The 21507-nt window shown below is 56.3% G+C and carries 14 protein-coding genes; 8 read left to right on the forward strand and 6 right to left on the reverse strand.

The features are described from left to right. Positions 1-34: 34 nt before the first annotated feature. Positions 35-1051 (reverse strand): radical SAM protein, encoded by a 1017-nt coding sequence (locus SH573x_RS06155; protein WP_479353452.1) that lies wholly within the window; start codon positions 1049-1051, stop codon positions 35-37. Here SH573x_RS06155 and pnuC point away from each other — a divergent pair. After that, positions 1044-1676, forward strand: a complete 633-nt coding sequence (gene pnuC, locus SH573x_RS06160; RefSeq protein WP_479353453.1) for a nicotinamide riboside transporter PnuC — start codon at positions 1044-1046, stop codon at positions 1674-1676. The genes SH573x_RS06155 and pnuC overlap by 8 nt on opposite strands. A gap of 54 nt (positions 1677-1730) precedes the next feature. Beyond that, on the forward strand, positions 1731-2735 hold the full coding sequence (locus SH573x_RS06165; protein ID WP_479353454.1) for an AAA family ATPase: 1005 nt from the start codon (positions 1731-1733) through the stop codon (positions 2733-2735). Positions 2736-3400: 665 nt separating this feature from the next. Here SH573x_RS06165 and SH573x_RS06170 read toward each other — a convergent pair. From SH573x_RS06170 to SH573x_RS06185, 4 genes are all read right to left on the reverse strand, one after another. Beyond that, complete coding sequence (locus tag SH573x_RS06170) at positions 3401-4159, reverse strand: hypothetical protein (protein WP_479353455.1); 759 nt, start codon at positions 4157-4159, stop codon at positions 3401-3403. Positions 4160-4413: 254 nt separating this feature from the next. Continuing rightward, the gene (locus SH573x_RS06175) at positions 4414-4908 is read right to left on the reverse strand and encodes a peptide chain release factor family protein (protein ID WP_479353456.1); all 495 of its coding nucleotides are present in this window, start codon (positions 4906-4908) and stop codon (positions 4414-4416) included. 1 nt (position 4909) lies between these two features. Next, positions 4910-6589 carry an MFS transporter gene (locus SH573x_RS06180; protein WP_479353457.1) on the reverse strand — a complete coding sequence of 560 codons (1680 nt, stop codon included), beginning with the start codon at positions 6587-6589 and terminating at the stop codon, positions 4910-4912. 357 nt (positions 6590-6946) lie between these two features. Next, on the reverse strand, positions 6947-8383 hold the full coding sequence (locus SH573x_RS06185; RefSeq protein ID WP_479353458.1) for a DUF1501 domain-containing protein: 1437 nt from the start codon (positions 8381-8383) through the stop codon (positions 6947-6949). Between the two features lie 962 nt (positions 8384-9345). On the opposite strand from SH573x_RS06185, the gene SH573x_RS06190 reads away from it, so the two are divergent. The 3 genes from SH573x_RS06190 (at position 9346) to SH573x_RS06200 (ending at position 13613) form a co-directional block, all read left to right on the forward strand. Continuing rightward, entirely contained in the window at positions 9346-11250 is a 1905-nt protein-coding gene (locus SH573x_RS06190; protein ID WP_479353459.1) for a 2-oxoacid:acceptor oxidoreductase subunit alpha, read from the forward strand. A gap of 58 nt (positions 11251-11308) precedes the next feature. After that, positions 11309-12322: a 2-oxoacid:ferredoxin oxidoreductase subunit beta gene (locus tag SH573x_RS06195; protein WP_479353460.1), complete on the forward strand. Its 1014-nt coding sequence runs from the start codon at positions 11309-11311 to the stop codon at positions 12320-12322. A gap of 148 nt (positions 12323-12470) precedes the next feature. Beyond that, positions 12471-13613, forward strand: coding sequence for a trans-sulfuration enzyme family protein (locus SH573x_RS06200; protein WP_479353461.1), 1143 nt, complete (start codon positions 12471-12473; stop codon positions 13611-13613). On the opposite strand, the gene SH573x_RS06205 is transcribed toward SH573x_RS06200, so the two are convergent. Further along, positions 13590-16187 carry a sulfatase-like hydrolase/transferase gene (locus SH573x_RS06205; protein WP_479353462.1) on the reverse strand — a complete coding sequence of 866 codons (2598 nt, stop codon included), beginning with the start codon at positions 16185-16187 and terminating at the stop codon, positions 13590-13592. The genes SH573x_RS06200 and SH573x_RS06205 overlap by 24 nt on opposite strands. A 388-nt stretch (positions 16188-16575) precedes the next feature. Here SH573x_RS06205 and SH573x_RS06210 point away from each other — a divergent pair, with 388 nt between their 5' ends. The 3 genes from SH573x_RS06210 (at position 16576) to SH573x_RS06220 (ending at position 21217) form a co-directional block, all read left to right on the forward strand. After that, entirely contained in the window at positions 16576-17418 is an 843-nt protein-coding gene (locus tag SH573x_RS06210; RefSeq protein WP_479353463.1) for an efflux RND transporter periplasmic adaptor subunit, read from the forward strand. A 91-nt stretch (positions 17419-17509) separates the two neighbouring features. Then, positions 17510-18961, forward strand: a complete 1452-nt coding sequence (locus SH573x_RS06215) for an efflux RND transporter periplasmic adaptor subunit (protein ID WP_479353464.1) — start codon at positions 17510-17512, stop codon at positions 18959-18961. A 9-nt stretch (positions 18962-18970) separates the two neighbouring features. Continuing rightward, positions 18971-21217, forward strand: a complete 2247-nt coding sequence (locus SH573x_RS06220; RefSeq protein ID WP_479353465.1) for a site-2 protease family protein — start codon at positions 18971-18973, stop codon at positions 21215-21217. Positions 21218-21507 lie beyond the last annotated feature (290 nt).

Genomic DNA, 21507 nt, shown 5'->3' on the forward strand with positions numbered 1-21507 from the left:
ATGCACGCAGGCTGGAAGCCTATGCCACATTGTGCTATGCCACATTGATGGGACGGAACTTGTCGAACCAATGCGTGGCATGGCAGTCAGCGCAGGCCTGGCAGCGAGTGTGTTGTCTTAAGGTCTTTAGCCGGTCGGGAATTTGCAACAGCTGTTCTGTCGTAGTCAGTTCATCGATGGGTATGGAGTAAGCATGGCTAGTGTAGCTGCAAGGACTTAGTCGGCCCACTTCATCGATGAACCAGAATTCTTGTCCTGGCGTGCAATCAGCGACTGGAATGGCGTGGCCCATGGTGGTCGCTTGCAGTCGATCGAGGTAGGCTTCTGAGCCTGCGATAACGACTCCGCTGGTGGAGAGCGCCGTACGCAAGGTCGGCAACTGTTCCCGAAAGCTTAGCCACTGGGCGGGCAAGATGCGGTTGTCGGGATAGAATTCGGGGCGATCGAGGCCGCCGAGTTGATTAAAGGTCAGCTCGTCAAAACCCCACGTCGCCAATTCGTGGCATATCGCGGCAAATCGGTCGATGTTGGAACGCATGAGCACCAAATTGGCACGTAAAATCGGTGAAAAATCGGCGCGGATTCGGGCCAGTTTTTGAACCGTCTGTCGCAGTCGTGGCCAGCTGCCAGGTGATTGCCGCGCCCACTCGTGATGAGCCGCCAGGCCGTCGACGCTGATGGTCAGCTCGTCAATCCAGCGCAGCGTATTTTGTTGGATCGCCAGGGTGTCTAGATTTACTGCTGACGTAGTCACGCCGATGGGTAAGTTATACTCGTCGCGATACAGCTGGGTGACTGGCCACAGATCAGGCCAAAGATACGGCTCACCACCCAACCAACAGACCAGGATGCTGCGGCCCGTGGCCGACTGGTATTGGTGAAGCGCTTGCCCAAACTGCGCCAGGGTGGCTGCGGATAAAGAGCTGCGGTCTCGCGTAACGTGGCGGCTATAGCCACAATACTGACACGCCATTGGGCAGAGCGTAGTGACGCGCACGACCACCACCAAAGAATAACGCTGATTGCCTTGAGGAGCCGACGGCTTGAGCATCCTGGAAGTCCTAGCAGCAGTGTGTGGTCTACTGGCCGTCGCGTTAACCATTATGCGCAGCGTCTGGTGTTGGCCAATTGGACTGATGCAAGTGTTGTTGTACACCAAGGTGTTCTACGATGCGCGGCTGTACTCGCAAACGGGGCTACAAATTGTCTTTGCCCTCCTGCAAGTGCATGGCTGGTTGCAGTGGAAAAAGTCGCTCGCCGCTGCCCAGCACGGGGCGGCGCACAATCTTGGGGAAAGCCAACACCACGATGGCCAACATCATGCCAACGGCCTCAGCGAGCGAATTGAAGTTCAACAACTCAGCTGGCCTCACAGGACCATAGCCCTGCTAGCTGCTGTCGCTATCTCGCTGGTCCTCGGGTGGTTCATGCAGCGATTCACTCACGCGACCTGGCCGCTGGCCGACGCGACCCTCACTGGATTCAGTCTGGTAGCTCAGTGGCTGCTCATTCACAGGCAGCTCGAGAATTGGTGGCTGTGGATTGCCGTTAATATCTTGAGCATCATCGTATTCAGTGCTCAAGGCCTGTGGCCGACCGTAGGATTGTACGTGGCGTTTTTGGGCATGGCCACGCAGGGTTGGATTACCTGGCGGCGAGAATTGCGGGTTCGCTAAGTATGTCGACTCGTCCAATTCGGACTCTGCGTTAATCAATCGAATGTTGAGAATATGAAAACGGGTTTGATCCTGGGCAAATTCGCTCCTTTGCATCGCGGACATCAGTTGCTGATCGAAACCGCGCTGGCGGAAATGGATCGCGTCGTGGTGCTGATTTACGACGTTCCGCTGGTGACCGAGATACCGCTGCCTACACGCGTTCATTGGATTCGGCAGTTGTATCCGCAAGTCGAAGTGCTGGAGGCTTGGGATGGACCGCTGGAGGTTAGCGATGATCCGGCCATCACGGCTGAACATGATGCGTATTTGCGGAAGCGATTGAAAGAGTATTTGCCGGGAGGCTCGCGCTGGCCACTAACTCATTTTTATAGCAGCGAATTTTATGGCCAGCATGTCAGTCAAGCTCTAGGCGTTATCGACCGCCGCGTCGATGAAACCCGCAGCCAGGTGGCGATCAGTGGTACAGCCGTTCGCCAAGACCCGTTCGCGCAGCGCCATCATCTTGCCCAGCTCGTCTATCGTGACTTAGTAAAACATGTCGTGTTCGTCGGAGCGCCTTCGACCGGTAAGACGACGCTCTGCGAGACCTTGGCTGCGAAACATGACACCGTGTGGGTACCCGAATACGGTCGCGAGTATTGGCAAGAGCATCAAGTCGATCGCCGCTTAACCTTGGAGCAACTCTACGAGATTGGCATCGGGCATCGCGAACGTGAAGATGTTGCTGCCAAGTCCGCGCGGCGGTTTTTGTTTGTCGATACCGAAGCCATCATCACGCGATGTTTCTCGATGTACTATCACGATGCCTGCGATGCTCGTTTGGAGAAGCTGGCAGATGAAGCGCCCCGGAGATACGATCACTACTTTCTATGTTTGCCCGACATTCCCTACGATGACACTTGGGATCGTTCGGGCGCGGTGTTTCGCGAAGCCTTTCAGCGTCAGATCGAAGCTGAGTTGCAACATCGCCATGTGTCCTACACCCGCGTAGGCGGCCCGCTCGATCAACGCCTGGCAATCGTAGAGCAGACACTGTCACTAAGTCGAGGGCGTTAGCCGGCGTTAGCCCCGGTTGTCCTGGCCTGGTTACCAGGCTCTGCCTGGTAACCCACTGCCTTGCAGGCTCCGCCTGCGCCGCTCAACTGCGGGCAACTTCAGAAAACTGCACCGGGTCTGTCCCCGGTCGTAGAGCGGCTGTCCTCAGCCGCTCGGCACCCTATAACCCAAGTCGCCTCAAACCCAACAGCCGCTCTACTATCGGGGACAGACCCCGGTTTGATTTGCTGGCATTGGTTTCTGGTTATGCGGGTGCTCTGTCCCTGGTCGCGCCCGGGGGGACAGACGTCTGGTTTGAAGTGGCTTGGGTTAGAGGGTGCCGAGCGGCTGGGGACAGCCGCTCTACTATCGGGGACAGACGCTTGACGCGCACCGGGTCTGTCCCCGCGCGCGTATGCGTGACGCTAGCAAAAAGACCAGTGGCGTGTCCCCGCGCTTACGCGCTCAAGATCTGGGGACAGACGTCGGGTGTAAGACTTGAGTTCGCTCAAGATCTGGGGACAGACGTCGGGTGTAAGACTTGAGTTAGCGGAGCGGATCGACCGGGGGACAGACACTTGACGCGCACCGGGTCTGTCGCCGCGCGTGTGGGTGACGCTAGCAAAAAGACAAGTGGTGTGTCCTCGCTTAAGATCGGGGGAGACATCGGGTGTAAGTGACTTGGTTCAGGCCACTTGGCGTTGGTTGTGGCGCAGCAGTTCTAGCTCACCTAACAACTCGCCGGTCAGGACGCGTTCGAACATGTTGAGCGCTTCGGCGGCGGCGACGCCGTCGATGACGCGATGGTCGCACTGCAAGGTAACCCACATGCGTCCATCCGCTTGCACCGGACCGTAGGCCAGCGTCGACGTCAAAATGCAAGGATGCAGGCGATTGTAAACGCCCTGCCCTGCCAGTACCGAAATACTACCCGTGCCCAAACGTCGGGCTCGTTTTTGTGGTTCGAAGTTCATGCGCCACCACCAGAAGAAACGGCGCATGATCGTCGGGAACTTGGCGGCCAACATCTGACGCTTGAACACCTCGTAGACATCACCCTGACAATACAGATCCAGCTCCGCTTGTAGATCGACCAGTCGCAAGTTTTCGGGTTGATAGAAACGACCCCAAAACAATCGATCTTGTCCTTCGTAGAAGCGATTGATCGAAACGCTCACAACGCTCCCAGGCGCTTGATAGTAGTGAGCAATCGGGTACTTCAGAAAGTGGGTGCGCAATTGGGGCATCTGACGGCTGACCAGTCCGTAAGCTTTGACGAACAGGGTCACCCAAGAAATGCGCGGCGCAGCTTGCGAGCGGGCTGCGGCCACGGCTCCCATATCGAACCAACGTTCGACCGGAAAGGCCGGCACTTGTTTGGCAATATGCGCGATGTCGAGCACCAGAGCTCGAGAACTTGTCAAGCGAAACTTACGGCCCTGCATGGTCCCAGCCATCCTAGCTCACCAGCTAATAAACAGTACTTTCGTCCGCAATTTCCTGGCGGATTTTCGACACCATCTTACCCTTAATCGGCTCTCCAAGGGGATGGCACTTCAATGCACTCTGGAATTTTAACTGTTGCTAGCATTGGTTTCGTAGCCGATCTCGCCAGAGATTGGATGAACCCGAGCTCGACGCGTCCAAAGTCTGGCGACTTCGGCTACTGGTCTGTCCAAAGTCTGGCGACTTCGGCTACTTATCGAAGGGGCGGCTTGCCAACGGCCAGGCGTTGATTGTTTAACACAGCCAGTGCGGGCGGATGCATGCGCAGTAGTCCGACTAGCTGTGACGAACTGAGCTTGAGATCCGCCGCCGCATCGCTGGCCACGTATTGATGAGCAGCCAGCACATCGAGGGCTTCGGCCAAGAGACTCGGCAAGTCAGTATGGTCTGCGGCAACCGAAATGCGACCGTTGGCCGTGCGTTGCGACCACAGAGCCGAGCGCTCAGGCAGAGGCGACTGCCGGTGCTCGACAGCCAATTTCAATCGCAAGCGCGTGATGGCCTGGCGACGGTTTTCAGCTTGCGAACGCTCCTCAGCAGCTTGAGCGATCAGACCAGTGGGCCGATGCGTCAGCACAACGGCCGTTTCTACTTTGTTGCGATTCTGCCCGCCAGGACCACTGCGGCGCGTGAACTGAATGTCACACGCCGCCAAGAGTTGGTCTGGATCAAGTGCGGCTGGATGCACCTCAGTGCCCCGACGAAGGCTCGCCTTCAATCGTAACGCGTTTATAACCGCCAATCGACTTGAAGTAGATGAGCATCAGCAAATAAATGACTGCCATGGTCAGTGGGATGAACGAATCGGCTCGCAACGTCTGTCGGTCGCCTTCGATGCTGGCCTGGTAGACCTTTTGATCTGCAGGTTCCAGTTGCGAGGGAGCGGTTGACACGTCGCCCTTCTCTTCTGCGATCTTCGTACGAATGGCCTCAAGTTTCTTATTGATATCGCCTAGCTTGGCGTTATCTAGCCCGTAGGTTTCTTCGAAGACCAAGAACTGGCTGGGTTTGTCAGCCTTGTATTCTTGATATAGGGCGGCATCGCTCTTCTGCAGTGCGGCACCAGCAAAACGATCTTTGGCATAGCCCAAGCCCACTGACCCCAAGAGACCGGCACTCATCATGCCCAGGCCACCCATAATCGAGATGGCTACAGCGCCAGTGCGCGGAAAGCGGTCAGAGGCGACGGCCAGCATCGTGGGCCAGAAGAATGTCTTGCCAATACCGTAAATCGTAAGGGCCAGTAGGGCACCTGCGAAAGACGTGATTCCACTAACCATGTTCAGACCGATACAGGCCAAAATTGCACAGATTAATAGCAATGCTACTGGTGTAATCTTCAATTTCTTCTCAATGAAGTCAGCGCAGAATCGCAACAAGAACATTGTTAGCGAGGTGAATGCGAACAAGATCTTGCCTTGTTCGCTGCTGAGAATATTTCCGGTGATGTTCTGAATCCAACCGTCGGTACCTAATTCAACCGCGCCGACCAAGATGTGAGTCAAGAACAAGACAACCAATAATCCTGCCCCAATCGACCAGTTGGCCAGCCCACTGAAGCCTAAGAACACCGCGCCCCCGACTGCAATCGAGATGTACATCCAAGTCGCGCCAGCGAAGAAGTCGGAACCCGTCAGTCCGGAAAGCAATGGTCCCAATGAGTTGTTAACGAACAAGCCGATAAAGAGACCGATGATCGCTGAACCAAGCACGCCCACATCGCGGAACATTTCACCCAAGCTCAGACCTTTGGCTGAGGCTTCGCTCTTGGGATATTTCTGTCCGAGGAACATCAAACCGTAAATGATGGTGGGTATTAGGAATAACGCTAACTGATACTTCCAATGAATCTTGTACTGGTCGTCCAGGATCCAACCAGCCACGCTACCCAGCACCAAGCCCAATGGCCAGGATGCGTGCAGAATGTTCAGATAATGCGTGCGATTGTTGGGGAAGATAGTAGCCACCAGTGGATTGGCCACAGCTTCTAACGTTCCATTGGCAAGGGCGAACAAGAACGTACCGATGAATAGATAATTGAAGGCGGTTTCGGTCGACATGCCGGCTGTTGCACCGAAGGCGACCAAGGCAGACAAGAGGTGAAAGCCAAACGCCGCAAACACCAGCTTGCCGTAGCCGAGCTTGTCGACGACGATCCCGCCGATGATGATTCCAAAGCAGAACCCGGTGAATCCCGCACCGTTGATCAGGCCCAGTTCCGTAGATGTAAAATTAAAGTCGGCAGCCCAGTTATCCAGGATGCCGCCACGGATAGCAAAGCCTACGCCCGCCGCCAAGATAGCCAGAAAGCCGCCCAGCAACAGGCGAAGCGCATTGGGTACGGCTCCCGAGTCAGTTGTACTGGTCATAGTGTGATTGAGAGTTTCTGTGTGAGTTGGTAAAGGGTCACGATTTCAAATCGGTGCTAGCATACACAGAACGCATCGCCGCCGCTACGTTTGCCCAGTGCAATGTTCGGTTCTTGCCCCCAGATAGGCAGTTTGTGACTATTCGCGAAACCTTGTGGCGCAGGCTTCCATCCCAGTTTTTCATTCGGCTTGCTGAATTAACGAGTTGGCCGTTTCATTGTTCCGGAGCAAGCGGATGCTGAGGTAAACGCGAACATGTGTTAGAGGGTGCGCCTAGCCTGTCGGCTACGGGTTAAACGAAGACAACTAGCCTCTCAAAACAATATCCACTCAACACAAAATCCAAACAACATCCATTCAAAACAACTCACCGATTGGCTCGCCTTGTTCTACAACATTGCGAGGTCGGCCGCGGTGGTCGATGTATTGGGTGTTCAGTGGGACGCCAAAGTATTTGTATAGGGTGGCAGCCAGGTCGCCTGGGCGGACGGGGCGTTCTTTGATTGAGCCGCCGTCACGCTCGCTGGCTCCAATCACCTGGCCGTGCCGCAGGCCACCACCGGCCAGGCACATCGACATAATATTCGGCCAATGGTCGCGACCGTCAGTGCTGCCTTGCGTGCCCATGTTGGGCGTGCGCCCAAACTCACCCATTGCAATCACTAGCACATCATCCAGCTGGCCACAGGCTTCTAAATCGCTGACCAGCGTCGTAAGCAAATGATCAAATAGCGGCAGAAGTGGCTTTAGTCCGCGCGAAATGCCACCGTATGGCGGAATGTTGTCGCCATGATTGTCCCACGTGCCACTGGCCGGATGATAACTCAGGTCCAGCGTGACAAAGGCCACCCCGGCCTGGACCAATCGCCGAGCCAACAAGGCTTGCTGGCACCACAGATGCTGGCCGTAACGCTGACGCACTTCGTCGGGTTCACGCGACAAATCAAAGGCTTGTCGAGCTTTTTCGCCGAGCAACAAATCGACGGCCTGCTGCTGAAAAACATCGGTCGCTTCCATCGTGCCGGACGCATCGATTTGGCGGCGCATCGAATCCAGGTCCAGCAGCAAGCGACGCCGGTCTTGCAAGCGATCAAAGTTCAGGCCACCTGGGAATTGAAACATCTCAGCCGACGACTTCTTGCCTGAATCGTTACCCACCGTGTCATAGATCGGTAGCTGAGCAGCGGAATTGCCTTGGAAGGGATCGTACTGCTGACCAATCGAGCCACCAAAAGCGATATGCGAACGCGACCTGTAAAAGCCTACATAGGGCGGTAAACCACTCGTCCCGCTACCGCGCTGCTGCGCGATGATCGAAGCGATGGCCGGGTAGGTTTCCGCTTCGGCGTTGGTTCGAGGTTCAGCGTCGAGGTTCCCAGTTTGGAAAACCATGTTGGGTTCATGGTTGCTGAACTTGGCATCCACCGAACGTATGAGCGTAAACTTGTCCAGCATGGCGGCCTGCTTGGGCAAGTGCTGGCAGATCTGCACGCCCGGCAATTTGGTCGATATCACACCAAAAGGGCCGCGATTTTGATAAGGCCGATCGGGCTTAGGATCCCAAGTGTCTATATGACTTGGGCCACCTGCCATCCATAACAGAATGACACTTTTCGCTTTACCCTCGCGGGCCGGGCCTGCCACAGCGCGCTGGGCCAGCAGTCCAGGCAGCGTGATCCCAGCCATACCCCCCAGGCCAGCTTTGAGCATATTGCGCCGCGACGACACCACCAAACCCTCACGCCTACGCGCCCCCAGAGACTCGAATGCATGGCGATGTCCAGTTGAAAACATGGCGTATTGGCTTTCGAAGAGCAACAACTGTAGAGCCGCATCGTAGAGCAGCTGTCCTCAGCGGCTTAGCACCCTCTAATTCAATATTCTACCGGCTGTCACCACTCCCGGCTTCGCCTCCACCGCCCAGACCCCTCCCGAATCTCGCTACGGCTCGATTCGACCTCCCCAAGGCAAAGCCTTGGAGAGGTGACTGTCACCTCCCCCGCGCAGCGGGGGAGGTCGCAGACGAGGCGTTTAGCCGAAGTCTGCGGGAGGGGGCACTGCATATCGCCTCGGGGTCTGTCCCCGCTCTCCCGTAGAGCGGCTCTCCAGGGCCGCTCCGTCATTTCCACCGTAGCCGAAGTCGCCAGACCTTCGGACCGCAAGCCTGACGTCTGTCCCCGATCAAGTCTGGGGACAGAGCACACGCACGGTCTGTACGCAATGCCAGCATATTGCCTCGGGGTCTGTCCCCGCTCTCCCGTAGAGCGGCTCTCCAGGGCCGCTCCGTCATTTCCACTGTAGCCGGAAGTCGCCAGACCTTCTGATCGCAGGCCTGGCGTCTGTCCCCGATCGAGTCTGGGGACAGAGCAAGCGCACGGGAATCCGCACGCAATGCCAGCATATCGACTGGGGCTCTGTCCCCACTCTCAGCCAGACTTCGGACACTTCACGCATCGGCCTCCAATCTCCGGCGAGATCGGCAACAACCCCAGACCCCTCCCGAATCTCGCTAAGGCTCGATTCGACCTCCCCACGGCAAAGCCTTGGAGAGGTGGCAAAGCCCTGGAGAGGTGACCCCAAGGCAAAGCCTTGGGGAGGTGGCGAGGGGATAAAGGATTTGGCTTAACTGGGCAATTTGGCATGGCAACTTGGCGGGGCTTTTGTCAAAATTGCGTATACTTACGGCAGCCCAAAATTCGATACAATCGAAAATCTTTGCCAAAACCCCCAACTAACTCTCCAACGGATCCACGTGAATGTCTCAGGACATCTCCTCACCGACGAGTGAGGGCAAGCAAGTCGAGACCGTGAGTGGTATCACGGTCCGCCTCGTAGGCGACTCTGGCGACGGAATGCAACTTCTCGGAACACAGCTGACCAATACCTCAGCCTTGCTCGGAAACGACGTCGCCACCTTTCCCGACTTCCCGGCTGAAATTCGTGCCCCACGCGGCACGCGCGCCGGTGTGAGCGGTTTTCAAGTTCAATTCGCAGCCCACGAAGTCCACACGCCCGGCGATACGCTCGATGCACTCGTAGCGATGAACCCGGCGGCGCTGGTGACCAATATCAACGATCTGCGTCCAGGTGGACTGCTGATCGTTAACGAAGATAGCTTTGAAGACAAAGATTTGAAGCTCGCTAACCTGGCGACCAATCCGCTGGATGAACCAGCGATGGAAAAGTATCGCTTGGTTAAAGTGCCGATGACCAAGCTGACGCGCGAAGCGGTCAGTTCGTTGGGACTGAGCGTCAAAGAATCCGATCGCTGCCGTAACTTCTTTGCGATGGGATTGGTCTATTGGCTCTACGGTCGCGATATGGAAGCAACGCTGCGGTTCATTCGCGGCAAGTTCTCCAAGACCGAACAAATCGCAGCCGCTAACGAACGCGCGCTCAACGTGGGTTGGGCTTATGGTGAAACCACCGAAGCACTCGGTATTTCGTATCGCGTCGAAGCAGCCCATCTGACTCCCGGCAAGTATCGCAACATCATGGGCAACCAGGCATTGGCTTGGGGTCTCATGGCCGCTGCTCAACTGAGCGGCAAGAAATTGGTGTACGGCTCGTACCCGATTACGCCGGCCAGCGATATTTTGCATGAACTGTGCAAGTACAAGAACTTTGGCATCTGCACGTTCCAGGCAGAAGACGAGATCGCTGCCATTTGTTCGGCACTGGGTGCCTCCTATGGTGGTGCGATGGGTGTGACGACCAGCAGCGGACCTGGTATCGCGCTAAAAGCTGAAGCGATGGGCCTGGCCGTGATGCTCGAGTTGCCACTGTTGGTCATTGACGTCCAACGCGGTGGTCCAAGCACTGGTCTGCCAACCAAGACCGAACAAGCCGACTTGTTGCAAGTCTTATTCGGCCGCAACGGCGAAGCCCCCGTGCCTGTTTTGGCCGCGCGCAGTCCTGGCGATTGCTTCAACACGGCCGTAGAAGCTTGGCGCATTGCTACGCGTTACATGGTCCCTGTGGTTGTGTTGTCGGATGGATACATCGCCAATGGTGCCGAACCTTGGTTGATTCCAGACGTCAGCAAACTGCCGCCCATTACGATTCGCCATCCAGTGGATACGGGTGACGGTTCGTTCAAGCCGTATTCGCGCGATGAAATGCTGGCTCGACCTTGGGCCATCCCTGGTACCAAGGGACTCATGCATCGCGTCGGTGGTCTGGAAAAGCAGGATGGCACTGGCAACGTTAGCTATGACGCCGAGAATCATCAGAAGATGACCAACATTCGCGCGCAAAAAGTTGCCAACGTCGCCGAAATGATTCCGCCGCAGCAAGTCGTCGGCCCCGAGCAAGGTGAACTACTTGTCTTGTCATGGGGTGGTACGCATGGTGCATGTTACACGGCCGTGCAAAAAGCCATCGAATCGGGACGCAGTGTCGCTCATTGCCACCTGCGACACATGAATCCTTTCCCAAGTAACCTCGGACAGATTTTGGGTCGCTACGACTCGGTGCTCATCCCGGAACTCAACAATGGCCAGCTGCGCATGTTGATTCGCAGCAAGTACCTGGTCGATGCCATCGGCTTTAATAAAGTCAAAGGCAAGCCGTTTACGGTCACCGAGTTGGTGGAAAAGATCTTCGAGATGACGAGCGCCGAAGGCGCCGCCGACGTGTTGGTCCAAAGCCGCGCCGGTTAATCTCAAGTTTCGAATCGCAACTATTAACAACTCAAAAATTCAAATTTCAAATACTGCAATGAGTACAGCACTACCAGTTCTGACTGCCAACGACTTCGCCAGCGATCAAGATATTCGTTGGTGCCCAGGTTGCGGTGACTATTCCATTTTGGCGCAGATGAAGAAGATGCTGCCAGAGTTGGGATTGCCCCCTGAGCAAATCGTATTCGTCTCCGGCATTGGTTGCTCGAGCCGTTTTCCTTACTACATGAATACCTATGGCGTGCACTCCATTCACGGTCGCGCGCCAGCGGTGGCCACGGGTTTGCGCCTGGCGCGACCTGATTTGAAGGTGTTTGTTATCAGCGGTGACGGTGATTCGTTGTCGATTGGTGGCAATCACTTCATTCACTTGCTGCGCCGCAATGTGAACATCACCTTGGTGTTATTCAACAATCGCATCTATGGATTGACCAAGGGCCAATATTCGCCGACCAGTCCCACAGGTGCGATTACCAAGAGCACGCCGATGGGCGCGATCGACCATCCACTGAATCCTATCATGGTGGCTCTGGGTGCCGAAGCGACGTTTATTGCTCGCTCGGTTGATACCCACATCAAGCACTTGGGTGAAACGCTGCGTCGCGCTGCTCTGCATCAAGGTACCGCGGTCGTCGAAGTTTATCAGAACTGCAACGTCTTCAACGATGGTGCCTTCAACTACGCTCAAGATCGTGGCACTCGCGAAGACACGACAGTGGAACTTGCCCATGGCAAGCCGCTGATCTTCGGCAAGAATCGCGACAAGGGAATTCGCTTGAACGGACTCCGCCCGGAAATAGTCAGCTTGGGCAATGGCATAGCCGAAGATGATTTGCTGTTCCATGACGAGCAAGCTGATCCGACGCTGGTGTACCTGCTGGCTCGCATGCGTCAGCCCGACTTCCCTGAGCCGATCGGCGTGTTCCGCGATGTCCAGTCGCCGACCTTTGAAACGCAGATGCAAGCTCAGATCGACAGTGCCATCGCCGCTCGCGGCGCAGGTGACCTGAATAAACTATTCAATAGTGGCGACACTTGGGTCGTAAGCTAATCGAGCCAGCGAACACTGGACTGGCGAACACTGGACTGGCCCCCAATCGTTTAACCCGTAGCCGCAGGCAAGGCGCACCCTCTAACCCACCATGCAACACCTGAATGCCTAGCCTGCCGATGGTCACAATTTGCGAGTTGGGTTGGATATGAAACGTCGCGCGACGCCTCATGCCGAACCACTAACGCTGTCGAGCGTCTGGAGCATGCCCAGCCTGGACGCTGCCCAGCGTGGAATGCAAGGTGATGACTTCGTCTATCGCCGAGATGCTCATCCCAATGCCCAGTCGCTAGCCAATCGCTTAGCGGACTTGCACGGTGCAGCGGGCTGTGTGCTCACTGCCCAAGGCATGAGTGCCATCGCTGCGGTTGCGTGGTCCATCCTGAAACCGCACAGCGAAGTTTGGCTGGCTCGCGACCTGTACGGCAAGACGCGATCTCTCTTTCAAAGTGGACTTGGTCCCTGGCATGTCTTCTCACGCACCTTTGATCCCAACTGCGACGAAGACTTGCAGCGGTTGGCCAGCAGTCGAGCGGCACTGGTCGTCATTGAAACGATCAGCAATCCACGTGTGAGGGTTAGCGACATTCGCGAGATCGCCGAGGTGACGCACCGCGTCGGTGGTCGATTGCTAGTCGATAACACCTTTGCGTCGCATTTGATTGCTCGGCCGCTCGATCTTGGTGCGGACTATTGCATGGAGAGCCTCACCAAGATCGTCTCTGGTCACAGCGATGCCATGGTGGGCATGGTGGCTGCCCGCGAGCCGCAGTTGATTGAGCGACTGGCTGAAGTGATCAGCCTATATGGCATGACTTCCAGTCCGCTGGACTGTTACCTGACCTCGCGCGGGTTGGCTAGTCTACCGTTGCGTCTGGCAGCCGCCTCACACAGTGCGTTCGCCCTGGCGCAGCGCATGGAGCAATTGCCCGAAGTGCTGGGTGTGGACTATCCACTGCTGCCATCGCATCCACAGTATGAACTAGCCCAGCGACAATTAAAGACAGGCGGTTGGATGTTGTGTATCCATGTCGCTGGTGGCCGCGCAAAAATTGAGCAAGTTCTGCAGGCGCTCGCTCCCGAAATTCCCTTTTGTCCCTCTCTGGGTGACATTCAGACGACAGTCTCTTATCCTGTCTCCACTAGTCATCGCGGTTTAAGCGCTCAAGAGCAAGCTGAGTTGGGTATCAACGACGGCACGCTGCGCATCTCTGTGGGCGCCGAACCGACTGCTTGGTTATGCGACAAGTTTGCCAGCGCCCTCGCGTCATTGCCGGGCGGCAGTGTGTAACATCTCCAGTTGCTTCTCAGCCAGCAGAGCGCGGTACTGACCGAGCTCTACAGCGTTGTTGCCTTGTTCATGTTTGCGGAAGAGCAGCAGATACGTTTCGTTCTCGGGACGATGCATGTCGAAGAATAAGCGTTGTGACTGGCTGGCTAGCGTATACAGCTGTTGTTCCTGAGTGCGTGAACGCAAGGTCGCGTCGGGTATGTCTGTATAAAAACCCTCTACAACGTTGGTGCCCCAAGTTCGATAACCTTGGATGCTCAAGTACGTGCCCGATTCGAATTGACTGGACGATACGGGCGGTAACTCAACAATTGGCAATTCATGTTTGCTGGCCATGGATCGAAGCATATCCAGCATGGCTGGTCGATGCTGTTGATAGTGGGCGCTGGTCGCGCGGTAGAGCGGAACGGCAGCGGAACCCTCGATGTCATCGATAAAGTTGGGTGGCAGACAAATCACGCTGCGAAGGCTTTCGGCCTTCAAACTGCCGATGAATTCATCGAGCTGGCTGGCGTATAGTTTTAATCGCTGGGCATTAAAACCTTCGTCCAGCAGTTCGCTCATGCCATAGGCAATCGCAACTAAGCTGGCCCCGGAATTTTTGATGTCGGTCAGGCGTCTGGCTGTGCCTTCGGCTTCCGCTCCAAATACCGCCCGGGCTCGACCTGTAAAATCATCGCCGCTCCAACCAAGATTGACGAAGGTCAGCCCAGCCAGTGGTGACCGCAACAAGACTTCGGTCTCTAGGGCTCCACTGCCGGCGGCGCGTTCGATCAGTGTGCCGCCTACCCAGGCAATTCGATCTCCAGTTTTGATCCAAGTCGGCAACTGCGAGCCCGCCTTCACCTCTGCGCTTGTCAGTTCACCCAAGTAGTTGGCGGTGACAAAGTACGCGCCGCGCACCGTGCCATCGCTGGAGGTTAACTCCGTGGTAAGTTTGTTCACGCCGGCAGATAGTTGCATGGTTACGGGCGCGACTACCGCTGAAGGATCAAGCGTCACTTCGGCCGATTGATCGCCGACTTGAACTTTGGCACGCACCGCTTGAATCGGAGCCGGGGCATCCAGTGGTCGACGCGATAGCAGGAATTGATAAGTGCCAGGTCGGGCAACTTCCACAGCCCAAAATCCATTGGTGACCGGATCCTTTTCAGCAAAGCCCTGGGACCAAATGGGCTGCGGACCATGCCAATCGTGACCCGTCAAGCGCACGCGCGGGGCAGCAACTGTGCCTAAGGGAATGTTGGAGTACTCTCTGGGGTCGACCTGCATCCGCTGCCACCAGGCGTCGTAGTCGGCTCGCAGCTTGGCGATCGTTTCTACATGCTGGCTGGCCTCGAGCGGATGTTGTTGGGCGGGATCAGCTTGCATGTCGAATAGTTCTTCACCGTCGACCAATCGCCAACGATCGGTCAAGATCGCGCACTTGCGATACTTGACTGGCTCAGCAACGCGATGGGATTGAACGAAGTGTGTGCGTTCGACCCAAGGCTGCTTGTCATTGACGTAATCGACCAGGTCCCGTCCGTCTAACGGCTGCGCGGATTTGGTCTGCAAGTTACACAGGCGCGCGAGCGTCGGCACCAGGTCAATATGCGCGCACAGTTTGTCAAACTCGCGGTCGGTGGGTAAGGCTTTGGCGTAACGAATGAAACAGGGCACACGGTGGCCACCGTCATATTGGCTGCCTTTGGTCGCACGCATGCCGGCGTTAAAGCCTCGCGGTTGACCTTCTTGGTTGGGACGCTGGACAAAGCCCGCCGCCGAACCATTATCTGTCATAAAGATGACGATCGTATCCTGGGCGATGCCACGTTGGTCAAGCTGTGCCAATAACTTGGCCAGGTTGTCATCGATGTTGGTGATCATGCCATAGAAACTGGCGCGAGGCTCTTCGATACCTTGGTCGAGGTACGGTTTCTTGTAGTGCTCGGCTACGTTATACGGAGAATGCGGCGCGTTGGTTGCCAAATAACAAAAGAACGGCTGGTCGCTTGCAGCAGCTATGAACTGCTTGGCCGCATCGAAGAAGACATCGGTGCAATAGCCGCGCGTGGGCTTCAATTCGCTGCTCGACCAATAGACATCATCGAAGTAATCATTACCCCAAACATCCGGCGTCTGCGATACTCCCCCGCCACCATGGTGTAACGTCACATCGAAGCCACGATCCTGCGGGCGATAGGGATAGTTGTCTCCCAAATGCCACTTGCCGAACATGCCGGTACGATAGCCTGCTTGTTTGAACAACTGGGCCAGCGTCGTTGATTGACTGCTGAGAATGCTGCGACCCATGATCGTATGCCACACGCGACCGCGCAGTGGATATTGACCGGTCAGCAGGGCTGCCCGCGTTTCAGCGCAGGTGGGTTCGACATGAAAGTTGGTCAACCTCAAACTCGAGCGTGCCAGTGCGTCGATCGTAGGAGTATGTATCTCCTGGTTGCCATGAAAACCGATATCGCCATAACCCTGATCATCGGTCATGACCAAAACCACATTAGGCGGGGCTGCGACAAGTTGGCAGGTAATGAGCGCGCACACGAGGCACGTGAGAGATTTCAGTGTAGTCATAGTAGCCGATCTCGCCAGAGATTCTGGTGGTAGCCAATCTCGCCAGAGATTGGACGCGTCAAGTGTAGCCGATCTCGCCGAAGATTTCTGGTTTTAGCCGATCTCGCCAGAGATTGGATGCGTCCAATGTAGCGATTCCAAAGTCTGGCGACTTCGGCTACGGATTGGATGGGTTAGTGAGTGCGTCCAAAGTCTGGCGACTTCGGCTACGGCATAACCGTTACAGGTTGTACTTAACATGTCGTTTTGCACACCAATGTGCCTGTGAGCGGTTGGACATCCGCAACTCCGACCTAATCTTGCGTAGCCGAAGTACCAGCCATTCAGCGTGGAGGCTGGTTTTCGTGAAGTGGAACGTACTCCCCCGGACGTCCTGGGCCGCGACATTATGATTCGTACAACTGTCATCGCAATCCTGGTCGTAATGACCACGGTTGACTTACTGGCTGCACAACAGCCGGGAGCGATGGGACTGGGCTCGACCAGTACATCGCCCGATGGCATTTTGCGCCCGTGGAAAGAAGCCGACGCAGCGACTGCTGAGACCGGACTTGTTCAACAGTTTTATGTAAAAGTCGGCGACTATGTAAAAACCGGCGATCCGCTGGCTTTGTTGGACTCCAGATCACTGGAGATTCAACTAGAAACCGCTCGTGCGCAAGCCTCTGCTGAGGGTCGCCTGACAACGGCCAAAGGTGAGGTGGCCTTTTATAAACGCAAACTTGAGATGCTCTCGAAAATGCGCCAGAAGAACCAGGCCAATGAACTAGAAGAAGAACGGGCACGCGTGGATTTGCAGATGGCCGAAGGGCGCATGCAGAGTGAGCTGGATGAAAAGCGTGTGTTAGAACTGCAAGTTCGCAAGCTGGAGGAGCAGTTGTCCGAGCGCACCATTCGCGCGCCCATCGATGGCGTCATCATCAAGCTCCATAAAGAAGTCGGTGAGTTTGTGGCGGCGAACACTCCGCAGTTGGCACGCATCGCGGATGCATCGCGCATGAAGGCCATGTTCTATCTGACCGATGAAGAAGTGCGGCGTTTGCCCAACCAAAAGCAAATTCAAGTTCGTATATCCAACGGTCAGGCTGTGGGGGCCACCTTCGATTACGTTCTGCCGTTTGCTAACGACGAAAGCGGGCTGATCGAGATGCAAGTCATCGTCGAGAATCCCAAGTCGGAAGTGTTGGGTTCGCGATGCCAACTCATTTGGCAATCGTCGCCGACGTTATAGCTGGTGAGTCGCCTTCGCGGGGTGAAGGCAGCGCCTACTAACTCTTTCGCCTAAGCGAAAGACGACCTTAAACCATCAATCGGGCAGGATTGTGGATAACTCTCTATTAACTAGTGCTGATCTTCAGCTCCAGGCTGATGATCTAAACGGATGTCTCGACCGACTGGACAAGTTGGTGGACACGACTGAGGGCGTATTTTCGTCTAGTGGCGGCTGTTGCACGTTGGATCGCTTCGTCGATTGGAATCGACTTCAGCCCGATGGCACGCAAGAAGCGATGGACTCGCTCCTCAAGTCACTATCGGCGCGCTTTGGCGCTACGCTCTTCATTGGTCACCTAAGTAGGATGGGGCACGCCAAAGATATACACTCCAGCGATCCTGCCTGGTCCACACTCAAACGCAAGCCCCTGTGGCTGCGCAATATGCTGGTCGAAGCGGCACATAGCGCCTGTGTCATTGGTTCTACGCAAGCGTTCGGTACACTAACAGCCGTGATGGTTCAGGCCAAGCGAGAGTTGTCGAGCACGGCGGTGATGGGCGTGGGACTGGAACTGGATGCAGGCCAACCTCGCTTTGGCTGCGTACTCTCGTTTCGCGAATCGTTGACTCTAGACGATGCGGATGCTCTGGCGGGCGCTGGACAGTTGTTAGCGGATGAGCTACGTCCCTGGATGCGCGCCTGGCATCACAACTATGTGGCTCGCCATTGGATTCGTCGCTGGTCGCAAGTGTTTGGATTTTGGCAAGCCAATCCCAAGCGATTGATGTTAGCCTGTGCTGGCCTGGCAATCATCCTGGCTGTGCCCATTCCATACTGGCCGCGCCGCGCCTGCGTGATTGAACCGACCGTGCGCCGTTATGTGTCATCGCCCATGGATGGACGGATGATGGAATCGTTGGTCAAGCCCGGTGAGACGGTTAATCAAGGTCAAGTGCTGGCGCGCTTGAATGAAGATGACCTGCGCTGGAGTCTAGAGTCGGCTCAAGCCGAATATGAAGCGACCGCCAAGAAACGCGATATGGGGATGGCCAGCAAGTCGTCGGGCAACATGCGCGTGGCCCAACTCGAGCTGCAACAGATCGCAGTGCGGATCGATGCCATCAAAGCTAACCTCGAGCGCTTGACCGTGCGCAGTCCCATCGACGGAATTGTACTGCAAGGCGATTGGTATCGCAGTCAAGGTGCACCCGTCTCCCGCGGCGATACGCTCTTTGAAGTTGCACCGCTGGAACGCATGACGGTCGAAGTTCACCTGGCCACCGAAGATTTGCCTGAGATCCACGTGGGAGATCTGGCTACCCTGCGAGTGGACTCGGATTCCAATCGGTTGTGGAGCGGAGCGATTGAACGCATCGACCCACGGGCCCGCGTGATCGACGACCAGATTGTCTTTGTGGGTGAATTGGAGATTGAAGGTGGAGCTGGCGAGCTCAAGCCGGGCATGAAAGGCACGGTCACCATGTCGAGCGGTCAACGTTCGATCGGTTGGCTACTGTTTCATCGTCCCTGGCAGTGGCTGCTGAAGAAAATGTTCTGGTAAGCGATCCGCATGATGAACCCAACCACCAATTCAATGACAAGTTCAGCCGCAAGTCCGAGCGCCAGCCCTAGCGCAGGTCCTAGCGCAAGTCCAACGGCTTTTCGCTTGCTGCCAAGTTTGCAATTCACGCCACATCTCAGCGGTGGTCGCTTGTGGTATGCAGTCGAAGATCCGCAGAGCGGCCGCTTTATCAAACTGGGTGAAGCCGAATATCTGGTGGCCAGTGGTTTGCAGAACGGCATTACTCCACAGCAAATCGTCCATGTCTTGGCTCAGCATAAGTTCGAAGAGCCCAAAGAGCGCGTCAGCGCTACGATTGCCTGGTTGGCCAAGCAAGGCCTGCTGATTACCGAAGCGGTTGAACGTCAAGAGTCGACCGGCGATGCGCCACCAAGCCCGCGGCCGGTCAAGCCGATGCTGCCGACTCAGACCCTCGATCCATTCTTTATTCGCTTGCCATTGTTCTCCGGTCAATTGACTGAACGACTGGCCAAGCCACTGTTGTGGTTGGTTAGCTGGCCGGCAGGTATAGCCATGGCCGGTTTGTGGCTGACGGCCGTTGTGGTCTTGATCAGCAGCTCGCAGCGCTTTTGGTCGCTAAACGAAAAGTTGTTTGTAGAAGACGGTCGGCTGTGGTGGCTGTTTGCCTGGTTTGTGCTGAAGTGTTGCCACGAGTTGGGGCACGCGGTGGCTGCGGTGAGCACGGGTAGTCGCATACGCTCAGCTGGGTTGCACTTCATCTTCTTGGCGCCCGTGCCTTATGTCGATGTGACAGATCTGTGGCGCGTAACCAACGGTCGCCAGCGCGTACTCGTTTCCGCAGCCGGTATGTTGGCCGAGATGGCCGTGGCTGCCATCGCTGTGCTGGTCGCCCTGGGTAGTTCGAATCTGCAAATTCAATATATGTGCGCGGCTGTGGCCACGCTAGGCACGGTTACGACGTTGGCATTCAACGGTAACCCGCTGATGAAGTTCGATGGCTATTACATCCTGAGCGACTATTTGTCTCGGCCTAACTTGTGGACCGAGGCTCAAGCGGCTGCCAAAGAAGTGATAGGTCGGGTCATCAATCCGTTCGGTTTGCGAGCCAGTCGCATGCATAGCGCCAGCGGACTCAACACGCATGGAGCCCAAGTGGGACTAGCCATGTTTGGCTTGACCACCATGTTCTATCGCATGTTGATGCTGGTGGGCATGGCCTGGTGGCTACTGAGCGTGTGGCATGGTGTGGGAGCATTAGTGATCGCGTGGGCCGTCTGGGGTTGGTTCGTGAGACCCATGTGGCTCAAACGCAATAGCATGTTGGCCGCCGTCGCTGCGGGACTGGTACCTCCTGAGGCCTTGCGACAAGCGGCAGCTAAACGCCGCGTGCAGTGGATGTATGCCGGAGCCCTGTCGGTCGTGTTAGCTGGGGTCGGGATGTTGCCGAGCCCCCAAGGTTTGAGCGCACCAGGCGTGGTGGGTTACGGCGATCCGACCACCGTTCGCGCGGCTGCCGAAGGAGTGTTGATCTCCGTGCCAATGGCCGACCGGCAAATGGTCGAAGAGGGCGACTTGATTGCCCGGCTGGAGAACCACGAACTGCTTGTGGAACTGGCCGACGCGGAATTGAAGTTTCAAGCTTCGCAGGAGCAGGCCAATGCTCTGCGCGCACGAGGAGAGCTAGCATTGCTGCAAGCTGAGCAGGCCAAGACCGAATCGCTGGCCTCGCACGTCGAGCAACTCAAGTCACGGGCGGCAGGTTTGGAAGTACGCGCACCCTGCGCGGGCATGTTACTGATGAGCCTGGCGGACAAGATTGAGGGACGCTTTGTGAAATCGGGCACACCACTGTGCACCATTGTGGCCCCGGACCAACTGGAGGTAGTGGCCTCGGCCAGCCAGCGCGACGCGGCTCTGTTCGCTCGTTATATCCACGCGGGTGTTACCGTAGCCAAGACCGGTGGACGAGGTAGCATGGGCAGCCTGGAAGAAGTCGATACCCGCGGCTCTGACATCTGCGATCAAGATTCGCTAGCTGCTCGTTATGGCGGTCCGCTAGCGGTCGAGTTTGCTAGCGATGAGAGTGGCGATTCCAAGTTGAAGTACCCGACTCCGCGTTTTGCTATCAAAGCCTCGCTCCAGGGACAGACCCCAGGTCTGTCCCCAGCGCAGGTGCGGGGACAGACCCCGTGGTATCCGGGTCAGCTAGTTTGGGTGCATTTAAACGCACATCCGCAGCGCATCTGGGAATGGATCTGGAACAGCCTAGTCTAGCCAAGTAGCCGAGTTTGGCCTGGCTTCCTCGTTTAACCCGTAGCCGCCAGGCGAGGCGAACCCTCTAACCAACTTGGCAAGACGTCAGGTACCCAATCGAGTAGGAGTAGGAGTAGGAGTAGGAAGAAGCGCAAGCACAGAGGCTGCGCAAACGGTGACAGACCCCAGGTCTGTCCGGTCTGTCCCCGCGCATGAGTGACGCTAGCAAAAAGACCAGTGGTCTGTCCCCGCGCTCACGAGTAGGAGTAGGAAGAAGAGCCAGCATTGCGGCGGCGCAAACGGTGACAGAC

This window comes from Rania fehmarnensis (genome assembly GCF_056494185.1).